The sequence below is a fragment of the Pantoea agglomerans genome (assembly GCF_021397715.1).
GTDB classification, from domain to species: Bacteria; Pseudomonadota; Gammaproteobacteria; order Enterobacterales; family Enterobacteriaceae; genus Pantoea; species Pantoea astica.
In genome coordinates this window covers 1,187,106-1,208,139 of the sequence record NZ_CP090207.1, presented here as the reverse complement: position 1 = coordinate 1,208,139, position 21,034 = coordinate 1,187,106, and the positions used below count along the sequence as shown (strand labels likewise).

19 protein-coding genes are annotated in these 21,034 nt (G+C 57.5%); 8 read left to right on the top strand and 11 right to left on the bottom strand.

What is annotated here, in order from left to right; genetic code table 11:
• Positions 1-38 precede the first annotated feature (38 nt).
• Together ansP and LZU96_RS05780 are read right to left on the bottom strand one after the other, a co-directional pair.
• Entirely contained in the window at positions 39-1,535 is a 1,497-nt protein-coding gene (gene ansP, locus LZU96_RS05785; RefSeq protein WP_233987429.1) for an L-asparagine permease, read from the bottom strand.
• A gap of 280 nt (positions 1,536-1,815) precedes the next feature.
• Complete coding sequence (locus LZU96_RS05780) at positions 1,816-2,088, bottom strand: YdgH/BhsA/McbA-like domain containing protein (RefSeq protein ID WP_233987428.1); 273 nt, start codon at positions 2,086-2,088, stop codon at positions 1,816-1,818.
• Between the two features lie 267 nt (positions 2,089-2,355).
• Here LZU96_RS05780 and narQ point away from each other — a divergent pair, with 267 nt between their 5' ends.
• From narQ to acrD, 3 genes are all read left to right on the top strand, one after another.
• Positions 2,356-4,044: a nitrate/nitrite two-component system sensor histidine kinase NarQ gene (gene narQ / locus LZU96_RS05775; protein WP_233987427.1), complete on the top strand. Its 1,689-nt coding sequence runs from the start codon at positions 2,356-2,358 to the stop codon at positions 4,042-4,044.
• A 147-nt stretch (positions 4,045-4,191) separates the two neighbouring features.
• Complete coding sequence (locus LZU96_RS05770) at positions 4,192-4,824, top strand: response regulator (RefSeq protein WP_233987426.1); 633 nt, start codon at positions 4,192-4,194, stop codon at positions 4,822-4,824.
• Between the two features lie 174 nt (positions 4,825-4,998).
• Positions 4,999-8,115, top strand: coding sequence for a multidrug efflux RND transporter permease AcrD (gene acrD / locus LZU96_RS05765; RefSeq protein WP_233987425.1), 3,117 nt, complete (start codon positions 4,999-5,001; stop codon positions 8,113-8,115).
• A gap of 131 nt (positions 8,116-8,246) precedes the next feature.
• Here the strand turns inward: acrD and LZU96_RS23570 are convergent, their stop codons facing one another.
• The gene (locus tag LZU96_RS23570; protein WP_227008733.1) at positions 8,247-8,294 is read right to left on the bottom strand and encodes a hypothetical protein; all 48 of its coding nucleotides are present in this window, start codon (positions 8,292-8,294) and stop codon (positions 8,247-8,249) included.
• Positions 8,295-8,722: 428 nt separating this feature from the next.
• On the opposite strand from LZU96_RS23570, the gene LZU96_RS05760 reads away from it, so the two are divergent.
• From LZU96_RS05760 to LZU96_RS05750, 3 genes are read left to right on the top strand one after another with little or no spacing between them, the layout of a single operon-like run.
• Positions 8,723-9,088: an ArsC family reductase gene (locus LZU96_RS05760; protein ID WP_094121199.1), complete on the top strand. Its 366-nt coding sequence runs from the start codon at positions 8,723-8,725 to the stop codon at positions 9,086-9,088.
• 1 nt (position 9,089) lies between these two features.
• On the top strand, positions 9,090-10,217 hold the full coding sequence (dapE, locus tag LZU96_RS05755) for a succinyl-diaminopimelate desuccinylase (RefSeq protein ID WP_233987424.1): 1,128 nt from the start codon (positions 9,090-9,092) through the stop codon (positions 10,215-10,217).
• Positions 10,218-10,239: 22 nt separating this feature from the next.
• Positions 10,240-10,428 carry a YpfN family protein gene (locus LZU96_RS05750; RefSeq protein WP_233987423.1) on the top strand — a complete coding sequence of 63 codons (189 nt, stop codon included), beginning with the start codon at positions 10,240-10,242 and terminating at the stop codon, positions 10,426-10,428.
• A 31-nt stretch (positions 10,429-10,459) separates the two neighbouring features.
• Here the strand turns inward: LZU96_RS05750 and ypfH are convergent, their stop codons facing one another.
• From ypfH to dapA, 6 genes are all read right to left on the bottom strand, one after another.
• Positions 10,460-11,140, bottom strand: a complete 681-nt coding sequence (gene ypfH / locus LZU96_RS05745) for an esterase (RefSeq protein WP_233987422.1) — start codon at positions 11,138-11,140, stop codon at positions 10,460-10,462.
• A 73-nt stretch (positions 11,141-11,213) separates the two neighbouring features.
• Entirely contained in the window at positions 11,214-13,181 is a 1,968-nt protein-coding gene (locus LZU96_RS05740) for a tRNA(Met) cytidine acetyltransferase TmcA (RefSeq protein ID WP_233987421.1), read from the bottom strand.
• Complete coding sequence (locus tag LZU96_RS05735; RefSeq protein WP_233987420.1) at positions 13,178-14,041, bottom strand: neutral zinc metallopeptidase; 864 nt, start codon at positions 14,039-14,041, stop codon at positions 13,178-13,180. The genes LZU96_RS05740 and LZU96_RS05735 overlap by 4 nt, the downstream gene beginning before the upstream one ends.
• A gap of 126 nt (positions 14,042-14,167) precedes the next feature.
• A complete protein-coding gene (purC, locus tag LZU96_RS05730) occupies positions 14,168-14,881 on the bottom strand; it encodes a phosphoribosylaminoimidazolesuccinocarboxamide synthase (RefSeq protein WP_233987419.1) in 714 nt (237 codons plus the stop codon).
• 146 nt (positions 14,882-15,027) lie between these two features.
• The gene (gene bamC / locus LZU96_RS05725) at positions 15,028-16,059 is read right to left on the bottom strand and encodes an outer membrane protein assembly factor BamC (RefSeq protein WP_233987418.1); all 1,032 of its coding nucleotides are present in this window, start codon (positions 16,057-16,059) and stop codon (positions 15,028-15,030) included.
• 14 nt (positions 16,060-16,073) lie between these two features.
• Positions 16,074-16,952 carry a 4-hydroxy-tetrahydrodipicolinate synthase gene (dapA, locus tag LZU96_RS05720; protein ID WP_233987417.1) on the bottom strand — a complete coding sequence of 293 codons (879 nt, stop codon included), beginning with the start codon at positions 16,950-16,952 and terminating at the stop codon, positions 16,074-16,076.
• 143 nt (positions 16,953-17,095) lie between these two features.
• On the opposite strand from dapA, the gene LZU96_RS05715 reads away from it, so the two are divergent.
• Together LZU96_RS05715 and bcp are read left to right on the top strand one after the other, a co-directional pair.
• Positions 17,096-17,677, top strand: coding sequence for a glycine cleavage system transcriptional repressor (locus tag LZU96_RS05715; protein ID WP_094122051.1), 582 nt, complete (start codon positions 17,096-17,098; stop codon positions 17,675-17,677).
• A 157-nt stretch (positions 17,678-17,834) separates the two neighbouring features.
• Positions 17,835-18,302, top strand: coding sequence for a thioredoxin-dependent thiol peroxidase (gene bcp, locus LZU96_RS05710; RefSeq protein WP_031375386.1), 468 nt, complete (start codon positions 17,835-17,837; stop codon positions 18,300-18,302).
• A 167-nt stretch (positions 18,303-18,469) separates the two neighbouring features.
• Here bcp and LZU96_RS05705 read toward each other — a convergent pair whose 3' ends face one another.
• Positions 18,470-20,038, bottom strand: coding sequence for a sensor domain-containing diguanylate cyclase (locus tag LZU96_RS05705; protein ID WP_233987416.1), 1,569 nt, complete (start codon positions 20,036-20,038; stop codon positions 18,470-18,472).
• A gap of 163 nt (positions 20,039-20,201) precedes the next feature.
• Complete coding sequence (locus tag LZU96_RS05700; protein WP_233987415.1) at positions 20,202-21,032, bottom strand: phosphodiesterase; 831 nt, start codon at positions 21,030-21,032, stop codon at positions 20,202-20,204.
• Positions 21,033-21,034 lie beyond the last annotated feature (2 nt).

The following is a 21,034-nucleotide window of genomic DNA, read 5'->3' as shown; positions in this document are numbered from 1 at the left end:
GCCAGCACGCAGGCTGGCTTCTTTATAACAGGCAGAGATTAACGCGGGCTTTCGTCAGCCAGCCGGACTGGCTTCGCCTCTTCTTCATGGTGATCGTGTTCGGTTTCGGCGATAGCGCTGACGCGCTTACGGACGCCAAACCAGCCCAGCACCAGAATCACCGCGATCAGCGGAATAGAAGCGATGGTGTAGGTGCCGTTCGGGTAATCAAACGCCATCAGCACCAGCACGCTGAACAGGAACAGCAGCGTCAGCCATGAGGTAAACGGCGCGCCTGGCAGCTTAAAGCTGACGTCATCCGCTTTGCCTTCTTTGATTGCTTTACGCAGGCGCAGCTGGCAAACCACGATAAAGGCCCAGGAGGAGATAATCCCCAGCGACGCAACGTTCAGCACAATCTCAAACACCTGTGACGGCACATAGTAGTTCAGCACCACGCCAATCACATAAACGCCGATGGTGACCAGAATGCCGGCATAAGGCACCTGCTGACCGTTCATCTTAGACATGAATTTCGGCGCCGATCCGCCCATCGACATGGAGCGCAGAATACGTCCCGTCGAGTAGAGGCCGGAGTTGAGGCTGGAGAGCGCCGCGCTCAGCACCACGATATTCATGATGCTGCCAATATAGGGCACGCCCAGTTTCGAGAAGAAGGTCACAAACGGACTCTGACCCGCCTGATAGGCGTTCCACGGCAACAGCAATACCAGCAGCACGACTGAGCCGACATAGAACAGGCCAATACGCCAGATCACACTGTTGATCGCTTTTGGCAGCATGGTTTTCGGGTCTTTACACTCGCCTGCCGCCGTACCGACTAATTCAATCGAGGCGAAGGCAAAGACCACACCCTGAATCAGCACCAGCGCGGGCAGTAAGCCATGCGGGAACAGGCCGCCATTATCGCTGATCAGATGGAAACCGGTGCTGTTGCCATCCAGCGGTTTGCCGGTGCCAAGAAACACCACGCCCACCACCAGAAACAGCACAATCGCCAGCACTTTGACCAGCGCGAACCAGAACTCCATTTCGGCGAACCACTTCACGCCGATCATGTTCATGGTACCCACAATCGCCAGCGCGCCCAGTGCAAAGACCCACTGCGGGACATCGCCAAACGCGCCCCAGTAGTGCATGTAGAGCGCAACGGCGGTAATGTCGACGATACCGGTCATCGCCCAGTTGACGAAATACATCCAGCCGGCGACGTAGGAGGCTTTTTCACCGAGGAACTCACGGGCATAAGAGACGAAGCTGCCGCTGCTGGGGCGATGTAACACCAGTTCGCCCAATGCGCGCAGGATAAAGAATGAGAAGATGCCACACACCAGGTAGATAATGGCCAGTGCCGGGCCAGCGGCCTGCAGGCGGCCACCGGCACCAAGGAACAGGCCGGTACCAATGGCGCCGCCGATAGCGATCATCTGAACGTGACGGTTGCCCATCGCCTTCTGGTAGCCGCTGTCGTGCGAATTCAGCCAGCGTCTTTTTGCAGCGCGCATCTCGGCCGCAGATTTTTTATTCGATTTCATAGCTTTCCTGTTTGTCCTGACCATCATTCGCAGTACATCCAAACGATTGCGTTATGCCATGCGAAATGGGGTATTTTCCTCTGTGCGTCTGCCTGTGAGTTAGCGAAAGCAGCGCGGGAATTAACGGCGATGAATCCTACCCGTTCTGCAAGAACGAAGCAAAATATAGTGGGTAACTGCACAGGTTGATTTGTAAGAATCGGTACTGATGCACAAAAACAAAAAAACCGGCCTCAAACGGGCCGGTAAAAGCTACAGGGATGGAAACAGGAGGGTCGGTTTAGCGGTAGATCTCAGCGGTGCCGGTCCAGAGACTGGAGTCGCCTGGGTTATCAACACCGATTACGCGATAGTGGCTGGCACCCATCTCTTCAGCCTTTTGCGACAGCTGGCGACTGGCATCATCCAGCGAGCCACGTACATTCGATACCGAAACGCTACCGATGCTCTGCATACTTTGCGCCTGTTCACGATCAACCGGCTGCGCGGCGAAGGTCGAAAATGAGGCGGTGGCTAACAGGGCACCAGCCAGAACTGCATTCAGTTTTTTCATCGGATGCTCCATAAATGTGATCTGCAAAATGTGATCTGCAACGTCGTTAATGACTGGATGAATTATTAACGCTGCAATGAAAGGCAACATAGGATCAATGTAAAGGTGATTATTTTTTAACCCGGGTTGTGCGCGTTATCCTGGGAAGGGTCAGCTGCGGTGATTTTATGTACTTTATGTAACGGGTTGTGCAACAAACAGTGTATTGGGACTTTGCGTGGCGTCACCGCTCTCTTATAATCCCGCACTCCTTACAGGGCTATTCATGTGATTGTTAAACGTTCCGTTACCCGCAGCATTGCACAGGCGCTCAGCGCCATCGTCCTGCTGTCACTGCTCACCACCGGTCTGGCGCTGGTCACGCTTTTCAGCAGTCAGCGCGATGCCGAGGCGATCAATCTGGCTGGCTCACTGCGAATGCAGAGCTACCGTATGGCCTGGGATGCCAGCCGTCAGCCGCAGCAGCTGGCTGAGCACCTGGTGCTGTTCCAGCAAACGCTTGATGCACCGGTACTGCAAAAGCTGGATCGTCCCTGGGTACCGCGCGAGGTGAAAATTCTCTACCAGCGGTTGCGTGCGGTCTGGCCGTCACTGCAGCAGCGGCTGGAACAGGGTGATACCCTGGCTTATCAGCAACAGGTGCCGCTCTATGTCGGCGAGATCGATCGCTTCGTGCTGGGGCTGCAGCGCTACACCGAACTGAAAATGCATCTGGTGGCGGCGAGTAGCCTGGCGGGCGTGATTGCGATTGTCGCGCTGGCGCTGATGACGATTCGTTTCACCCGACAGCAGGTGGTACGCCCGCTTAACGCGCTGGTCACCGCCAGTCGCTATGTTGAGAGCGGCAATTTTAATTTTCCGCCGCTGCACGTAGCGCAGCAGAACGAGCTTAAGGTGCTGTCGCACACCTTCAGCGGCATGGCGACACGTCTGCATTCGCACTATCAGTTACTGGAAAGTACGGTGCGTGCCAAAACCGAAGATCTCACCCAGGCGAACCGCACGCTGTCGCTGCTGTATGACAGCTCGCAAATGCTGACCGCCAGCCCGCTGCATCCGGCGCTGTTTGAAGCGGTGCTGGATAACGTTCTGACCCGCGAGAAACTCACGGCGATTCGGCTCGACAGCGACCGTTTTCAGTTTCGCGCCGGTGAAGAGGATGCGGCAGCAGACTGGCGACGGTTACCGCTGCATCAGGACGATCAGCAGCCAGGTGAATTGCGCTGGCAGGCGCACGCCTCTTCGCCGCCGGAGGAGTTGATGCGCAGCCTGGCAGCGATGCTGGGACGCGCCATCTGGATCTGGCAGGCGCAGAAGCAGTATCAGCAGATGCTGCTAATTGAGGAGCGCACCACCATCGCTCGCGAACTGCACGATTCGCTGGCGCAGTCGCTCTCATTTTTACGCATACAGCTCACGCTGCTGCGGCGCACCGTCGATAAATCTGACCAGGCCGCACACGGTATCATTGCTGACTTTGATCAGGCGCTGGCGGATGCCTATCGCCAGTTACGCGAACTGCTGACCACCTTCCGCCTGACCATTGAACAGGCGGATCTGGTGGCGGCGATGCAGGCGATGATCGCCTCGCTGCAGGAACAGGTCGGGGCGAAAATTGACTTTAACTATCAGCCGGGGCTGGAGAGCCTGGAAGCCCAGCAGCAGGTGCATGTGTTACAGATCGCGCGGGAAGCGTTGCTGAACGCGATTCGTCACGCCAGCGCACAGCGCATTACTATTGATTATCAGCGCACCGAACAAGGTGAGCACTTACTGACTATCACCGATGATGGCGTCGGCATCAGCAGCACCGACGAGCCGCCTGGCCACTATGGACTGACCATTATGGCGGAACGTGCGCAGCGATTAAGCGGCAATCTGAGCATCAGCGTTCTGCCTCGCGGCACCCAGGTGGCGCTGCGTTTTCCACCACGTCCGACGCGTCAGTTCGAATAACGTTCTGAAGCGGATTAACTCTGTAGATGTGCCATCGCCAGACACCTTCTGGCCACTGACGAACGGCAAAGCCACTGCGGTGCAGCCTTCCGCGTCAGCCGCAGCACGCATAACCGCCTGATACCAATCGGGGAAAAGGAAAAGAACATGCAACAGCCCGTATTAACGTTGATGATTGTTGATGACCATCCACTGATGCGCCGGGGTATCCGGCAGCTGCTGGCGCTGGACCCCCGACTGGTGGTGATCGCCGAAGCCAACAACGGTACTGAAGCGCTGGCAGAAGCGCGCCGGCAGGAACCCGACGTGATTTTGCTCGACCTGAATATGAAAGGCATGTCGGGACTGGATACGCTTAAAGCGCTGCGTCATGAAGGCATCGGATCGCGCATTCTGGTTCTGACCGTCTCCGACGCCCACAGCGATATTTTCACCATGGTCGATGCCGGTGCCGATGGCTATCTGCTGAAAGATAGCGAGCCGGAGATCCTGCTGGCGCAGATTCTGCAGGCCTCGCAGGGCGAAAAAGTTTTCAGCGAAGGCGTCGCCCGTTATCTGGCTAACCGCCAGCACAGCGCCGATCCGTTACGTCAGCTGACTGAACGTGAGCGTGACGTGCTACAGGAAGTTGCGCGCGGTCTGTCGAACAAAGAGATTGCCGCCATTCTGCATATTTCGGAAGAGACGGTAAAAGTGCATATCCGCAATCTGTTGCGTAAACTGGATGTGCGCTCACGCGTTGCCGCCACGGTACTCTGGCTTGAAAGCCGCCATCGTTAAATAATCGGGGAATTTACACTTTCTCCACAATTTCTCCACGATTTCCTAATTGACCGCACGTAGAGTAAGTGACGGCGGGAAATCGTGGCGAAGATCATCCGGTTGCTCTGCTGGTGCACCCTTTCCTGGGGTCTCGTTCCTGATAAAAAAAAAGCACTGAGGAGTGTCGATTTAATGTCGAATTTCTTTATCGACCGACCCATCTTTGCCTGGGTTCTGGCGATTTTGCTGTGTCTTTGCGGCACCCTTTCCATCATTTCGCTGCCTATTGAACAGTATCCCGATCTGGCACCGCCAAACGTTCGCATTACGGCTAACTACCCTGGCGCCTCGGCGGAGACGCTGGAGAACACCGTGACCCAGGTGATCGAGCAGAACATGACCGGCATCGATAACCTGATGTACATGTCATCCAACAGCAGTAATACCGGCCAGGCGCAGATCACGCTCACCTTTACCGCCGGAACCGATCCGGATGAAGCGCGCCAGCAGGTGCAGAACCAGTTGCAGTCCGCGCTGCGCAAATTACCGCAGGCAGTGCAGTCGCAGGGCGTGACGGTCAATAAAACCGGTGACAGCAACATCCTGATGGTGGCGTTTGTTTCCACCGACGGCAGCATGGATAAGCAGGATATTGCAGATTATGTCGCCAGTAACATTCAGGACCCGCTGAGCCGCATCGATGGCGTCGGCCAGGTTGACGCTTACGGCTCGCAGTATGCGATGCGTATCTGGCTCGATCCCAACAAACTGATCGCCTACGCCCTGACCACCGATGATGTGGTCAGCGCAATCGAGTCGCAGAACGCCCAGGTCGCCGTCGGTCAGGTGGGCGGCCTGCCATCAGTCGCGAAACAGGCGCTTAACGCCACGGTGAATGCTCAGTCGATGCTGCAGACGCCGGAACAGTTCCGGGCGATTACCCTGAAAAACAATCCGGATGGCTCGGTAGTGACGCTGGGCGACGTCGCCAGCGTAGCGCTGGGTGCAGAAAAATATGACTACCTCAGCCGCTACAACGGCCAGCCCGCTTCCGGACTAGGGGTGAAACTGGCCTCTGGCGCCAATGAGATGAATACCGACAAACTGGTGCGGGCGCGTATTGAAGAGCTGTCGCACTATTTTCCTCACGGACTGGAAGCGAAAATCGCCTATGAAACCTCGCCGTTCGTCAAAGCCTCTATCACCGATGTGGTGAAGACGCTGCTGGAGGCGATCGTGCTGGTGTTTGGCGTGATGTATCTGTTTATGCAGAACTTCCGCGCTACCCTGATCCCGACTATCGCGGTGCCGGTGGTGCTGATGGGCACCTTCAGCGTGCTCTACGCCTGCGGTTTCAGTATCAATACCCTGACGATGTTCGCCATGGTGCTGGCGATCGGGTTACTGGTGGATGATGCCATCGTGGTGGTGGAAAACGTTGAACGCCTGATGAGCGAAGAGGGACTGTCGCCGCGCGCCGCAACACGTAAATCGATGGGCCAGATTCAGGGCGCACTGGTGGGTATTGCGCTGGTGCTCTCCGCCGTATTTGTGCCGATGGCCTTTTTTGGCGGCACGGTCGGGGCCATTTATCGCCAGTTCTCGATCACCATTGTGTCGGCGATGGTGCTGTCGGTGCTGGTGGCGATGATCCTGACGCCCGCGCTGTGTGCCACGCTGCTCAGGCCGGTGAAGCCCGGCGAGTCGCACGATCGTCGCGGCTTTTTCGGCTGGTTTAATCGTCACTTCAATAAAAATGCTGACCGCTACCAGCACGGCGTGGCGGGCATTCTGCGTAAGGGCGGCCGCTGGCTGCTGCTCTATCTGGCGCTTATCGGCCTGATGGCCTTCCTGTTTCTGCGTCTGCCAACCTCGTTCCTGCCGCTGGAAGATCGCGGCGTGTTCCTGACCCAGGTCCAGTTGCCGGCAGGCGCGACGCTGGAGCAAACCGCCGCCGTGGTGGCAAAAGTGGAGCAGTACTATCTGACTGAAGAGAAAGCCAATGTGCTGTCGGTGTTCTCGACCATCGGTGCCGGTCCTGGCGGTAACGGTCAGAACGTAGCGCGCCTGTTTGTGCGGCTGAAAAACTGGGAAGATCGCCCCGGCACCGATCGCACCTCATTCGCGATTATCGATCGTGCCACAAAAGCCTTTCAGAAGATCAAAGAGGGCCGGGTGATCGCCAGTAGCCCGCCGGCGATCACTGGTATGGGCAGCTCATCCGGCTTTGACCTGCAACTGCAGGATCACGCCGGAGTCGGGCATACGCAGCTGATGGCGATGCGCGATAAGCTGCTGGAGATGGCCGCCAATGATAAGTCGCTGTCGCGGGTGCGGCACAACGGACTTGATGACAGCCCGCAGTTGCAGATTGATGTTGATGATCGCAAAGCGCAGGCGCTGGGCGTCTCACTCGATACCATCAACGACACGCTGACCACCGCCTGGGGCTCAAGCTACGTGAATGATTTCCTCGATCGCGGTCGGGTGAAAAAGGTCTACGTTCAGGCGGCGGCCGAATATCGTATGCTGCCGGAAGACATTAATAAGTGGTACGTGCGCAACAGCAGCGGCGGCATGGTGCCCTTCTCCGCTTTCGCCACCAGTCATTGGGAAACTGGTTCACCGCGGCTTGAACGCTACAACGGTTATTCATCGCTGGAGATTGTGGGTGAAGCCGCGAATGGCGTCAGCAGCGGCACCGCGATGGACGAGATGGAAAAACTGGTCAACGCCCTGCCGCTGGGCGTCGGCTTCCAGTGGAGCGGTGCCTCTTATCAGGAGCGGCTCTCCGGCTCACAGGCCCCGGCGCTGTATGCGATTTCGCTGCTGGTGGTCTTCCTCTGTCTTGCCGCGCTCTATGAGAGCTGGTCGATTCCGTTCTCGGTGATGCTGGTGGTGCCGCTCGGCGTGGTCGGGGCGCTGATCGCCACCTGGCTGCGCGGGCTGGAGAACGATGTCTACTTCCAGGTCGGGTTGCTGACGGTGGTGGGGCTCTCCGCCAAGAACGCCATCCTGATTGTTGAGTTTGCCAATGAGATCAACAGCAAAGGCGGCGAACTGGTGGCCGCGACGCTGGAGGCGTCACGCCAGCGCCTGCGGCCGATTCTGATGACTTCGCTGGCGTTTATCTTTGGGGTGCTGCCGATGGCAATCAGTAGCGGAGCCGGTTCCGGCAGCCAGCATGCGGTGGGGACCGGCGTAATGGGCGGCATGATCTCCGCCACGCTGCTGGCGATCTTCTTTGTACCGCTGTTCTTTGTGCTGGTCCGCCGGCGCTTCCCGCTAAAAGAGAAGCCACACGATTAAGCCGATTGGCCCGCAACCGGGCCAGCAAGGTCAGAAATAAAAAGCGGCCACTGATGTCAGTGACCGCCTTATTTCTGTGTGTGGTAAGAATTGCAGCAAGAGGGGAATCGCCCTGCTTGTCTCTTAGCGTGTTACTTGTTGCGTAACATCGCTTCGATAAATTCTTTCCAGTTCCCCATTTCAGTGTCAATCATAATGCCCTCTCTTATTGTGATGGCAATGTTACGCGCTTTTTTTCATCAGGTGAATACGTTTACACCTGTTATCACTATCGGCAGCGGTGAATAAAACCTGAGATTTATCGGATTTGGTAGCTGACGCACATTTCAGCAACTGCTTAACCCGACTGAAAATAATTTTTGATAAACCCAGCGGTAGACTATTTTTCAAACATGGCGAAATTCTCAATCACCCAATGATAAGCCAGGTAATGATTACGGCTGAAATTGATAACGGTTACCCGGTGATAAACCAGGCGCAGCCGAAAGCGTTTTTCGGCAGGTCAGGCTGGCCTGGTGAGATGCCGCAACGGATCGCACTATGCTAAACTCCCGCTTTGGCTGCTTTTTTCAGCTTCCACTTTTCACAGGATAATAAGGATCAGGCGATGAGCGCGCAGTGGGTGATGTTCGGGATTAAAAATTGCGACACGATAAAAAAAGCCCGGGGCTTTTTAACGGCGGCTGGTATCGACTATCGGTTTCATGACTACCGCGCTGATGGCCTGAGTGATGCGATGCTGCAGGAATTTATTGATGCGCTGGGTTACACCACCCTGCTCAACACCCGCGGCACCACCTGGCGCAAGTTGCCCGAGGCAGAGCGCGAAGCCGTCACCGATGCCGACAGCGCCAAAGCCCTGATGCTGGCCCAGCCCGCCATGATTAAACGCCCGCTGTTACGCACTCCGGATGGCACTTTGCTTGCCGGCTTTAGTGAGACGAGTTATCAGAATGCTATCCAGGAGAAGTAATATGTTTTGCCCGGTCATTGAGCTGACGCAACAGCTGATTCGTCGCCCTTCTCTCAGTCCCGATGATGCCGGCTGTCAGGCGCTGCTGATTGCCCGCCTGCAGGCGATTGGTTTCCACATTGAGACCATGAACATCGATGACACCCTGAATTTCTGGGCGACCCGCGGTGAAGGCGAAACGCTGGCCTTTGCCGGTCATACCGATGTGGTCCCGTCGGGCGATGCCAGCCGCTGGATCAATCCGCCGTTTGAGCCCACCATCCGCGACGGCATGCTGTTTGGCCGTGGCGCGGCCGACATGAAGGGTTCGCTGGCGGCGATGGTGGTGGCGGCGGAGCGTTTTGTCGCCGTCCATCCGCACCATAAAGGGCGGCTGGCGTTTCTGATCACCTCAGACGAAGAGGCCAGCGGTGCCAACGGGACCGTGAAGGTGGTTGAACGCCTGATGGCACGCCAGGAGCGGCTTGATTACTGCCTGGTCGGCGAACCCTCAAGTACCGAAGTGGTCGGTGACGTAGTGAAAAATGGCCGACGCGGCTCGATCACCGCCAATCTGACCATCCACGGCGTGCAGGGCCACGTCGCCTATCCGCATCTGGCGGATAACCCGGTGCATCGGGCGATGCCCGCGCTGAACGAACTGGTGGCGGTCGAATGGGATCAGGGCAATGCGTTTTTCCCGGCGACCAGTATGCAGATTGCCAACGTACAGGCGGGAACCGGCAGTAATAATGTCATTCCCGGCGAGCTGTTCGTGCAGTTTAACTTCCGCTTCAGCACCGAACTGACCGACGCGATGATCCGTCAGCGGGTCGCAGAGCTGCTGGATCGTCATCAGTTGCGCTACACCATTGAGTGGAAACTCTCGGGTCAGCCGTTCCTGACCGATCGCGGTAAGCTGGTGGATGCCGTCGTAAAAGCGGTAGCGCACTATAATGAAATTAAGCCGCAGCTGCTGACAACCGGCGGCACCTCTGATGGCCGCTTTATCGCCCGCATGGGTGCGCAGGTAGTGGAACTGGGTCCGGTAAACGCCACCATTCATAAAATCAATGAGTGTGTGAAAGCCTCCGACCTGCAGATGCTGAGCCGGATGTATCAACGCATCATGGAACAACTGATCGCCTGAGTGCGATGTTAAGGAGCGGGAAATGGAGTTTATTAAAGATTACTGGTGGATCCTGGTGATCCTGCTGATGGTTGGCGTGCTGATGAATGTGTATAAAGATCTGAAACGCATCGATCACAAAAAATTTATGGATAACAAACCGAACCTGCCGCCGCATCGTGATTTTAACGATAAATGGGACGATGACGACGACTGGCCGAAGAAGAAGTAATGCCGGATGCCCTCGCTGAGCGAGGGCATTTTTACATCATCACGATGACATCATCATCACCGGGCTTCGCCCCGCTCAACGCCTCGTCAAAATAACGCTTCGGCACCGTATAACGCAGATGATCCAGCGCCAGCGCCATGCTGCGATGGTCGATGGCATGGGCCAGATCGTCGACAATATCCAGCGTAACATCGCCGCCTAACGCCGTCAGACGCTGCTCCGCCAGCTGCGCATGATGCAGCGGGATCTGCTCATCGTAATCACCGTGAATCAGATGCACCGTGGTGCGGGTACTGGCTTTCTCGGGTAACGTGACGAAGCGACCGTTAAACACCACCGCCCGCCCCGCCAGATCGGCATGCGCTTTTACCCCTTCCAGCACCATGCTGCCGCCCTGCGAAAAGCCGATCAGCGCCGTCGCTTCCGCCCGGACACCGCTCTGCTGCTGCCAGTGACGAACCGACTCGACGAACTGCGGCATCGCAGCGTCGACCCGTTGCTGAACCGTCTGGTCGTGTAAATCGGCTTCGGGAAACCACTGGCGGCCTGCGGCAGGCGCCCCCACCGACACCACCAGCGCCTCCGGGAAGGTGCGGGCAAACCAGCTGCCAATCTCGCCCATTGAGTCCGGATTGTCGCCTACGCCGTGATAAAGCAGAAACAGCTGGGCCGCCGTGGCGGGCTGTTGAACGATTACATATTTCAGTGTCATGTTGACCTCCTGTTTTCACTCTACGCCGCCGGGCGCGAAATGATATGAGGAAAATTTGAACCCGCAGGTCGAATTATTTCAACGACTGACGCAGAGCCTCAGCGTCCAGGCCTGGCAGGTTTTCAAGCGCGCTGGCGGTCTGCTGACGCAGCGCAGTAATCAGCGCTTTACGTCCACTCAGTCCCGCCTGTCGGGCCAGCGTGCTGAGCGCATCCGGCGCGGCAATCGCGGCTTCCAGCAGCGGTAACGGCTGCAGCCGGAGGCCAGCCAGCCGCTGCAACACCGGCAAACTGGCCTCCAGTGGCCGCTGTGCCCAGGCAAAACCGGCGGCCAGCCAGGCATCCTGATCGGTAAAATCCGCGTCATACCGCATCACAACGCCTGCCGGTAACGCGACAGGCTGAGGTAAAAGCGGCCAGTCGCGGGCCAGTTGCTGTGCCGCGCGCTGCTGCAACGCTTCTCCGGCAGCAGAACAGGCCAGCATCGCCATTGCGGCGTAACAGCCGCTGCTCGCCTCGCGCTGACTGCCGATTCGCACCAGGGTAAAACCACAGGCGCGCCAGAAGGCCCAAAGAGACTCAGTGTAGCCGAAGCTGACGGAAAGATAGTCGTAATCAGCGGCAGCGTGACGGGCCGCGGTCACCAGCTGCTGGCCGATTCCACGGCGACGGCTTTCCGCCGCCACGGCAATACGGCTGATGCGCAGTGAGCGTAACGTTGCCGCCTCCGTCAGTCCTGCATGCGCCGCCAGCGACTGAGCGACCAGGTTACCGCGTGGCCGACGGGTACCGGCCCACACCGCCTGCGCCAGCGCTGGATCAAGTCCACCCTCTTCCACCAGCCATAATGCGCCCTGCAACGCCGCTGTCTCGCCAGCCAGCCACAGCTGCATACCTGGCGCATCCAGCAGCCGACGTAAATCCAGCGGTGAGGTCCGGTAATGGGCGCTGGTCAGCAGGCGATAGGCCGCCTGCAACGCCGGAAAATCGTCGCGGGAGGCAGGATGCGGAAGGGCTGATGAGGAAGGCGTGACAGCGGTGGCATCATCAAACAGCAGCGTCTGGTTGAGCCAGCGCTCCAGCGGATCGCTACGCGACCAGCGCAGTGGCTCATCAAGGGTAAAATAGCGCACCTGCGGCAGTGCGGCGCAAAACTTGAGGATAAAGCCGCGCCCGCTACCTTCGTAACCTTGTACGGTGGTGGTGAGTAACACGCGGGGAAAACGGCTGACCAGCGCCTGCAACAGCGGCGCGGGAATAGCTGCCGCTTCATCAATAATCAGCCACTCAGCGGCAGGCGGCGGGTCCAGCGCCAGTAGCGCGTCTGGTGCCATGAAATGAAAATGCTCGCCGGCAAACGCTGCCAGGACCTCCGTTGAAGCTCTGGCCGGTGCGGTCACCAGCGCGTGACCATTGTGACGCGCCAGCATCCCCGCCAGTGCCGATTTTCCGCGGCCACGGGCGGCGGTCAGGACCGCCACGCCAGACGACATTGCCAGCCACTGTTCCAGCACCGCCTGTTGCTGCTGCGGTGCCTGACACTGCCAGCGTGGCTTGTCAGACAGCGGCGGCCAACGGCACGGCTGATGCTGCCGCTCCAGTAGCACTTCGGCATCGGTGAGAATCTGCTGTTGCAGATGGTGAACGAAGCGTGGCGTGGCGATGGGTTCGGCGACATCCGCCCAGCGCAGGCTATCGGCATCCGGCTGGTGCGGCCAGCGGTCCCAGGGCGGGACCAGCAGCAGCAGCCAGCTACCGGCGGTTAAGGTGCCAGCCAGTGCGGCGAAGGCGTCGGCGTGAAAGCCCGCGCGGGCATCGAAAATGGCGTGATGAAATTCGCGTCCCAGCAGAGTGCGCACCGCACCTGGCGCGCAGTGCGGACCGGGAAACAGCGCGCTGTCGGCCAGTGTCAGCCAGTCACCCGCCAGCGCGTCGCGCCATACCGCCGCCCGTGCCAGGCACCAGGCGGGATCGCCGCTGATCACTGCCAGCCGTCGAATCCCGGCCTGCTGCATCAGGACGGTGGTGTGCTGCAGGGTCATTCGTTGCTGGCAAAGGTGTTGCACTGTCCCGGATTGCCACTATCAAAACCGCGCTTGAACCAGCTGTAGCGCTGCTGCGAGGTGCCGTGAGTGAAGCTATCCGGCACCACCCGTCCCTGACTTTTCTGTTGCAGACGATCGTCACCAATCGCCTCGGCGGCATTCAGCGCCTCCTGCAGATCGCCGACTTCCAGGATATTCTCCTGCTGCATATAGTGTCCCCAGACGCCTGCGAAGCAGTCAGCCTGTAACTCCATTTTGACCGACAGATGGTTGACCTGAGTCTGGCTGGCACCCTGCTGCATTTCGCGGACTTTCGGTTCGATGCCAAGTAACTTCTGCACGTGATGGCCGACTTCATGCGCAATCACATAGCCCTGGGCAAAGTCACCGCCAGCACCGAGTTTGGTTTTCATCTCGTCATAAAATGAGAGATCGATATAAACCGTCTGATCGGCAGGACAGTAGAAGGGTCCCATTACCGACTGGCCGGTACCGCAGCCGGTGCGGGTTGCGCCGCGATACATCACCAGCTTCGGCGCGACATACTGTTTGTTCATCTGCTGGAACAGTTTGCCCCAGGTATCTTCGGTGGTAGCCAGGATAACCTTAGTGAATTTCGCGGCCTCGTCATCATTAGCGCTGACGCTGCGCTGCTGCTGCTGACTGGTCGGCGCCACCTCTCCGCCGGTCAGTAAGCCGGTCAGGTCATAGCCATAATAGCCGGCCACCGCGACCACGATCAGCAGAACGATACCACCCTTGCCGCGCGGCAGACGGATCTGGCGGCCTCCATAACCGGACGATTGATCGCGACGGTCCTCTACATTGTCGCTTTCGCGACGCCCTTGCCAGCGCATGCTTTACTCCCTTAGCGGTTTACTCAGATGGCATGATTTTAGTTGTGTGCCGGGGCAATAACCAGCTTTACGCCAAAATGAAAAAAGGAGAGCCGAGGCTCTCCTTTCTCTGCTGTGCGGTGTGGCTTAGTCGAGCTTCACGCCCAGCCGCTGAGCAACGGCTTCATAGGCTTCAACCACGCCGCCCAGGCTCTGGCGGAAACGGTCTTTGTCCATTTTATCCAGCGTCTCTTTGTCCCACAGGCGCGCGCCGTCTGGCGAGAATTCATCGCCCAGCGTCACTTCGCCGTTAAACAGACCAAACTCCAGCTTGAAGTCGACCAGAATCAGTCCGGCGTCGTCAAACAGCTTGCTCAGAACCTCGTTGGCTTTAAAGGTCAGTTCCTGCATCCGCGCCAGGTTTGCCTTGCTGACCCAGCCAAAGGTTTCGCAATAGGATTCGTTGACCATCGGGTCATGTTTCGCATCGTCTTTCAGGAAAAGATCGAACAGCGGTGGATTGAGCACCAGCCCCTCTTCCACGCCCAGGCGTTTTACCAGCGAACCCGCGGCACGGTTGCGCACCACGCACTCAACCGGCACCATCTCCAGCTTCTTCACCAGCGCTTCGGTATCAGACAGCAGCGCTTCCATCTGGGTCGGGATACCCGCTTCCTGCAATTTAGTCATAATGAAATGGTTGAACTTGTTGTTCACCATCCCTTTACGATCAAACTGCTCAATTCGAGCCCCGTCACCTGCTGACGTATCGTTGCGGAATTCGAGTATCAGCAGATCCGGGTTATCGGTGCTGTATACGGTTTTCGCTTTACCGCGATACAGCTCAGCTCGCTTTTGCATCTTGTTCACTCCAGACTTGAAATAACGGGTGTCCAGCGGCCTGTGCCGCTGCGGCGATTGCCTTGACGCAATCGTTTACTTCGCCGCGCGCTATTATGCCAAAAACAAAATAAAAAGGCCGGAGAATCTCCGGCCCTTCATCATTTTTATTTGTTCAGCGCGCCCTGGAACACCGCCACCAGCGCATCATTTTGCGACTGGGTCAGCACATGCCCTTTCGGGTCGATGAACTGCAGGCTGGTACGGTTATCAAGATCGCCGACCTGCACTTTATAATCCCCGTTTGGCAATTCGGGATCTTTAGCGCCTACTTCATCCCAGCCGCTGCTGCCCGGTGATTTATAGGTCACCTTCATGCTGCCGGTTGAGCGGGTCGTATCGGTCACTTCCATTCCGATGCGTTTCATTGCCTCTGGCAGACGCTGCCAGGCCACGTTGTACGGCGTACGCAGGATCAGCAACGGCAGGCCGGTATCATCCGCACCGCTCTGCACATCAATCGCGCCATTCACCCGACCCGAAGCCGCATTTTCGCTGGCGGTCTGGATCTTATCCATGCCGGTGCTGATGTCGTTAAGCATCTGCGCGGTATAGCGTTGGATCTGCGCAGGCGAAGTGATGGTTTTGCCATCCTGCTGCAGTTCCAGCAGGCGAACCGTCAGCAGCTGCTGATAGCTCTGCGACTGCACGCTGATCTGGTAACGGCCACGATACTGCTGATCTTCATCAGCGCGGTTCCACTGAACCCAGTCGGTGGTCAACTGCTGTCCGGCGTCATTACGTGAAGCAATCGGGAATTTGTAAGACTGCACCACATTGACGACCTGCGACCAGACGGAGCCACGGCTGTTATCAAGCATCAACGCGCCGGTATTATTGCTGTATTGCGCGCGGGTACCGTTCAGCAGCGCCAGCGGCTGCGCTGGTGGACGGATATCAAGCTGCTTGCCGGTCGGGGCCTGGCTGCTGGTGCGCGGGACATCAAAATCGCCACGCTGAACCGGCAGGATCATCCCGGCTGGGGCTTTCAGTTCATGTAGTTCGCTGGCTTGCAGATAAGATTCGTCACCGCTGACCTGGCGCTTATAGCGCTGGTCGCTTGAACAGGCCGACAACAGCATCAGGGTGGAAAGCCCCACCACTGTGGCTACCGTTGACCGCTTTACTGAGTAATTCATTCAAACTCCCTAAATTATCGCAAACCCGCTTTCACCAGCGCCTGCTCCACTTTCGGCTGGCCGGCTGCAGTCAGTGGCGTCATTGGCAGACGCAGCGTGTCGTTAGCGATTAATCCTAGCTGTTTCGCAGCCCATTTTACCGGGATAGGATTGGGTTCACAGAAAAGCGTCTGGTGCAGGTGCATCAGACGCTGATTCAGACGGCGTGCCTCGACGAAATTACCCTGCTGTGCCAGTGTGCACAGCTCAGCCATTTCGCGCGCGGCTATGTTCGCCGTCACCGAAATGACGCCTTTGCCGCCCAGTTGCATAAAGTCCAGTGCGGTAGCATCGTCGCCACTCACCAGAATGAACTCTTCATTAACCAGCTCTTGGATCTGACTTACCCGCGATAAGTTCCCGGTTGCCTCTTTGATTCCGATAATATTTTTTATTTCAGCCAGGCGGGCAACGGTTTCCGGCAGCATGTCACAACCGGTACGTGAGGGAACGTTATACAGCATTTGCGGCAGGCTGGTGCTGTCGGCGATCGCTTTAAAGTGCTGGAACAACCCTTCCTGCGTAGGACGGTTGTAATAAGGCGTGACGGTCAGGCAGCCGACCACGCCGGAGTGTTCGAAACGTTTAGTCAGAGAGATGCCTTCAGCGGTGGCATTCGCACCGGTTCCGGCGATCACCGGAATACGGCCATCCGCCAGCTCCAGGGTCAGCATCACCACATCGCCGTGTTCTTCATGGCTCAGCGTGGCCGATTCGCCTGTGGTGCCGACGGAAACAATCGCCGCGGTGCCGCTGGCGACATGATAATCAATCAGTTTTTTCAGACTCGCACGGCAGACATTACCTTTGTCATCCATTGGCGTAACGAGTGCAACAATACTTCCCGTAAACATTGGCGATCCCCTCGACAAACAAGTGCTTCATGGTACGTTTTACGCTTAGGGAAAAGCAAGCAAGCCACGCTATTCCGGCGCTTGTCAGCAGTTTTTTTTATGTTTACCTTATAGTTATTAGCGAATGCACAGGAAAAGCCATTTTGCCGCAATCTCAGCCCCATCATCTGGTGATCACCGCGCTCGGTGTTGACCGTCCGGGTATCGTCAACACCATTACCCGACACGTCAGCAGCTGCGGTTGCAACATTGAAGATAGCCGTCTCGCCATGCTCGGGGATGAGTTCACCTTTATCATGCTGCTGTCAGGCAGCTGGAACGCCATTACGCTGATTGAATCCACTCTGCCGCTAAAAGGCGCCGAACTGGAACTGCTGATTGTCATGAAGCGGACCAATGCCAGTCGCCGTCCGCCGATGCCGGATACCGCCTTTATCCAGGTTGAGGTAGCGGATTCGCCGCACATCATTGAACGCTTCACCGATCTGATCGATAAGCATCAGATGAATGTTGCCGAACTGGTCTCCCGGATTACACCGGGACAACACGATTTGCCTCCCACGCTCTATATTCAAATGACCGCCCACAGTCCGACGCGGACTGAAGGCACGTCGTTTGAGCAGGCCTTTAATACGCTGTGTCATGAGCTGAATGCCCAGGGATCGCTGCGCCTTTACAGCCTGTCGGATGCCGACAGCAGTGAAGCCATCAGCCCGACACGCTAACGGCGCATGTTGATACCGGAGCTATTTCTCCACATGACCGTCACCGAAACGTGCCCGGCTATGTGGTGAAATACCCCCTGATGGTAATTTTCCATTTGGCAGTTTCGCGCCGGATGGTGTATTACCGACAGCCTGAATAAAAAAATGGAGAGATGTGATGAATCCACTGAAAGCCGGTGATACCGCACCGAAATTTAGCTTGCCCGATCAGGATGGCGAACAAGTGAATTTGACCGACTTCCAGGGACAGCGCGTTCTGGTGTATTTCTATCCGAAGGCGATGACACCCGGCTGCACCGTCCAGGCGTGCGGTCTGCGTGACAACATGGATGAGTTAAAAAAAGCGGGCGTGGAGGTGCTGGGTATCAGCACTGACAAACCGGAAAAGCTGTCACGCTTTGTCGAAAAAGAGCTGCTGAACTTCACCCTGCTGTCAGATGAAGATCATGAGGTCTGTAAGGCGTTTGGCGTCTGGGGTGAAAAAACCTTTATGGGTAAAACCTATGACGGCATCCATCGCATCAGTTTCCTGCTGGATGCTGACGGCAAGGTGGAAAAGGTCTTCGATAACTTTAAAACCTCCAATCACCACGATATCGTGCTGGACTACGTTAAGTCCGCCTGATGTCTGCAGGACGCGGCAGCCTGCTCGCCGCGTCCTGCTTATTAGCGTCACTGCCCTGACTGACTGCGGTGATCCGCTTCAGCCGCCAGAGGGCTTACCGCCTCTCCGCCACCAGAATCTCTCCGTTAACCCGCGCCCTGCCAGGGTTGCGGCTTCCGACGTAGCGGCTAACTGACTGCCGCGGCGATCACACAGTTACGGCCGCTGTTTTTCGCCTGATAGAGCGCAGCATCCGCCTGCTTCAGGCTATCTTCAAGCGTCACATCCTGCTGACCGCTCCATGCCGAGACGCCAATCGATAAGGTAATGCGTCCGACGTCGGTAAGCCAGGCTTCGGCAATGCCGAGCCGCACCCGTTCGGCAATGATCAGCGCCTCTTCCAGCGCGGTGCCTGGCAGCAGCATCAGAAACTCTTCGCCGCCGTTACGACAGACCACATCAGACTGGCGGGCGCTGGCGCGCAGCGTGCTCGCGACCTGCTGAATGACCCGGTCGCCGACGTCATGGCCCCAGCTATCGTTGACGTTTTTAAAATGATCGATATCCAGTGCCAGCACCGAAAATGGCTGACGCAGCGTCTGGTAATAGTCCAGCACCGCGTTGAGCCCGCGACGATTGAGTAACTGGGTCAGCGGATCGGTCTGTGCTTCCGAGTTGAGTCGGCCAATTTTATCCTGCACCAGTCCGATGCCGGTCAGCAGCGCACGCTTGACCTGCGCAGCTTCAAAATACCAGGCGCTGATCCCGCCTATCTCTTTTGACACGCCCTGCGCATCCATCCGGCTGGCCTTACGCGCCAGTTGCCACAGCGGTAGCGCAATCAGCCGGGCCAGAATCACCGCCACCAGCAGCGTTAACAGCGCAAAGGGTACGGAGTTTTTCAGCACCTTCAACAACAGGCCCGACAGCGGCTCCAGCGTCACGTTAACCGGCTTGAGTGCCACCACCATCCAGCCAGTGGTCGGCACCACCGCATAGCCTGCCAGCTGGGTAACCTCTCCTGCTGGCGAAATCTTCAGCGAGCCGTTGCTCTGCTCCTCGCGTGGGCCGATGATGGCGGGCAGCGTTTTGCCAATCAGCTGGCGATTCTGGTGATAGAGCACCTGATTATTGCTGTCGAGCACGTAGACGCTGGTGCCATCGCGATAAAACTGTTCGCCCAGCAGCGCATTCAGAACACTTTTCTTCTTCAGATAGATGGTGCCGCCCACATAACCCAGATAGTCCCCTTCCCGGCTCCAGATGGGCCAGGAGACGAACACCAGCAGATTGTTAGCGGCAGAAAGCGTCGGTTTACTGATCATCGGCTGACGCATCGACAGCGCCTCTCGTGACGCGTCGCTGGTGAGGTGCATCCCTTTCAGCGTCAGCGATTCCGGCGAGATAGCTCTGACTATCCCCTGCTGATCGACCACCGCGACCGAGTTAAAACTGATGGTCTGCTCGCGCAGTCGGTTGACTTCGCTCTGCAGCAGTTTGTCATTACCGAAATCGCCGCTGATCTGGTTAGCGCTGTAGTGCAGTTGCGACTGCGCCAGCTGAAAGAAAATTTCACTGGTGGAGGCCAGCTTGGCGGCGTAGGCCCGGTTAGCTTCCAGCGTGCTTTCAATCAATACCTGCCGCTGAACCCGCCAGGTGGCGTACAGGGTATTGGCGAGGGTGATGACGATGCTGACTATGACCAGCAGCGCGATTAAATTGCGCAGATCGGTTTTGGGTCGAAAACGCCTTATCATGACGTTGCCGCCGCAGGTGAAAAAATCATCGATTACGTGCCTGATTATTGTTATTAGCGTGTGCCGGATGGCCTGGCGATACTGGCGTCAGTTTACACCCTGACAGAGGATTTGAGCAGGGTTAAGGCCGCCGGCACCACACTAAATTCAAATTTATCTGGTCCTAATCGATCAATCCCTGGCTATCGTAAAACGGCCAGGGCCCGGAAAAGCGGCCAATGGCGCACTGGTGCGTCACCATTCCCTCTCCGGGCTGCCAGCGATGCAACAGAAATCCGGGCGGCTCCAGCACAAAGTGCGCCGGACCGTCAGGCTGCAGATCCAGCGCCACCTGATGCGAGGCGCCCGGCGCTACGCAGGCCAGCGTGCCGGCAAAACGGGTCTGTAAGCTGCGATGCAGATGACCGCACAGCACCCGTTCCACCTGCGGATGACGGGCAATGATCGCCTCAAGCGCGTCGGGCTGACGTAACCGTTGCCGATCCATATGATCGATACCGCAGGCAAAAGGCGGATGGTGCAGCATCACCAGCGTGGGCCGATCGGGCGCGGCACTCAACGCCCGATCCAGCCACAGCAGTTGCTGCTCATCGACATAGCCCCACGGCTGCTGCGGCACGCTGGAGTCAAGCGCCAGCAGCCTGACATCGCCAACGGTCAGTTGCCAGTTCAGGGTTGGCCCGTTTTGCAGGTAAGCGTGATCCGGAAAGGCAGCGCGCAGCGCCTGGCGGTCATCATGATTGCCCGTCATCAGGTAATAGGGCCGCTGTAGCCGCTGCAAGGCGTCGCGCAGCGTCTGATACTCGTCAGGCCTGCCGAAATCGACCAGATCGCCGGTAATCACCACCACATCGGGCTGCGGTCGCAGCGCGTTTAGCGTATCGATAGCCAGCAGTAAGGCCGCATGGGTATCGACCTTTTTATAAGAGAGACGGCCATTGGCCTTGATATGCAGATCGCTGAGCTGCGCAATCACCGTAGGTTGAACAGACAATC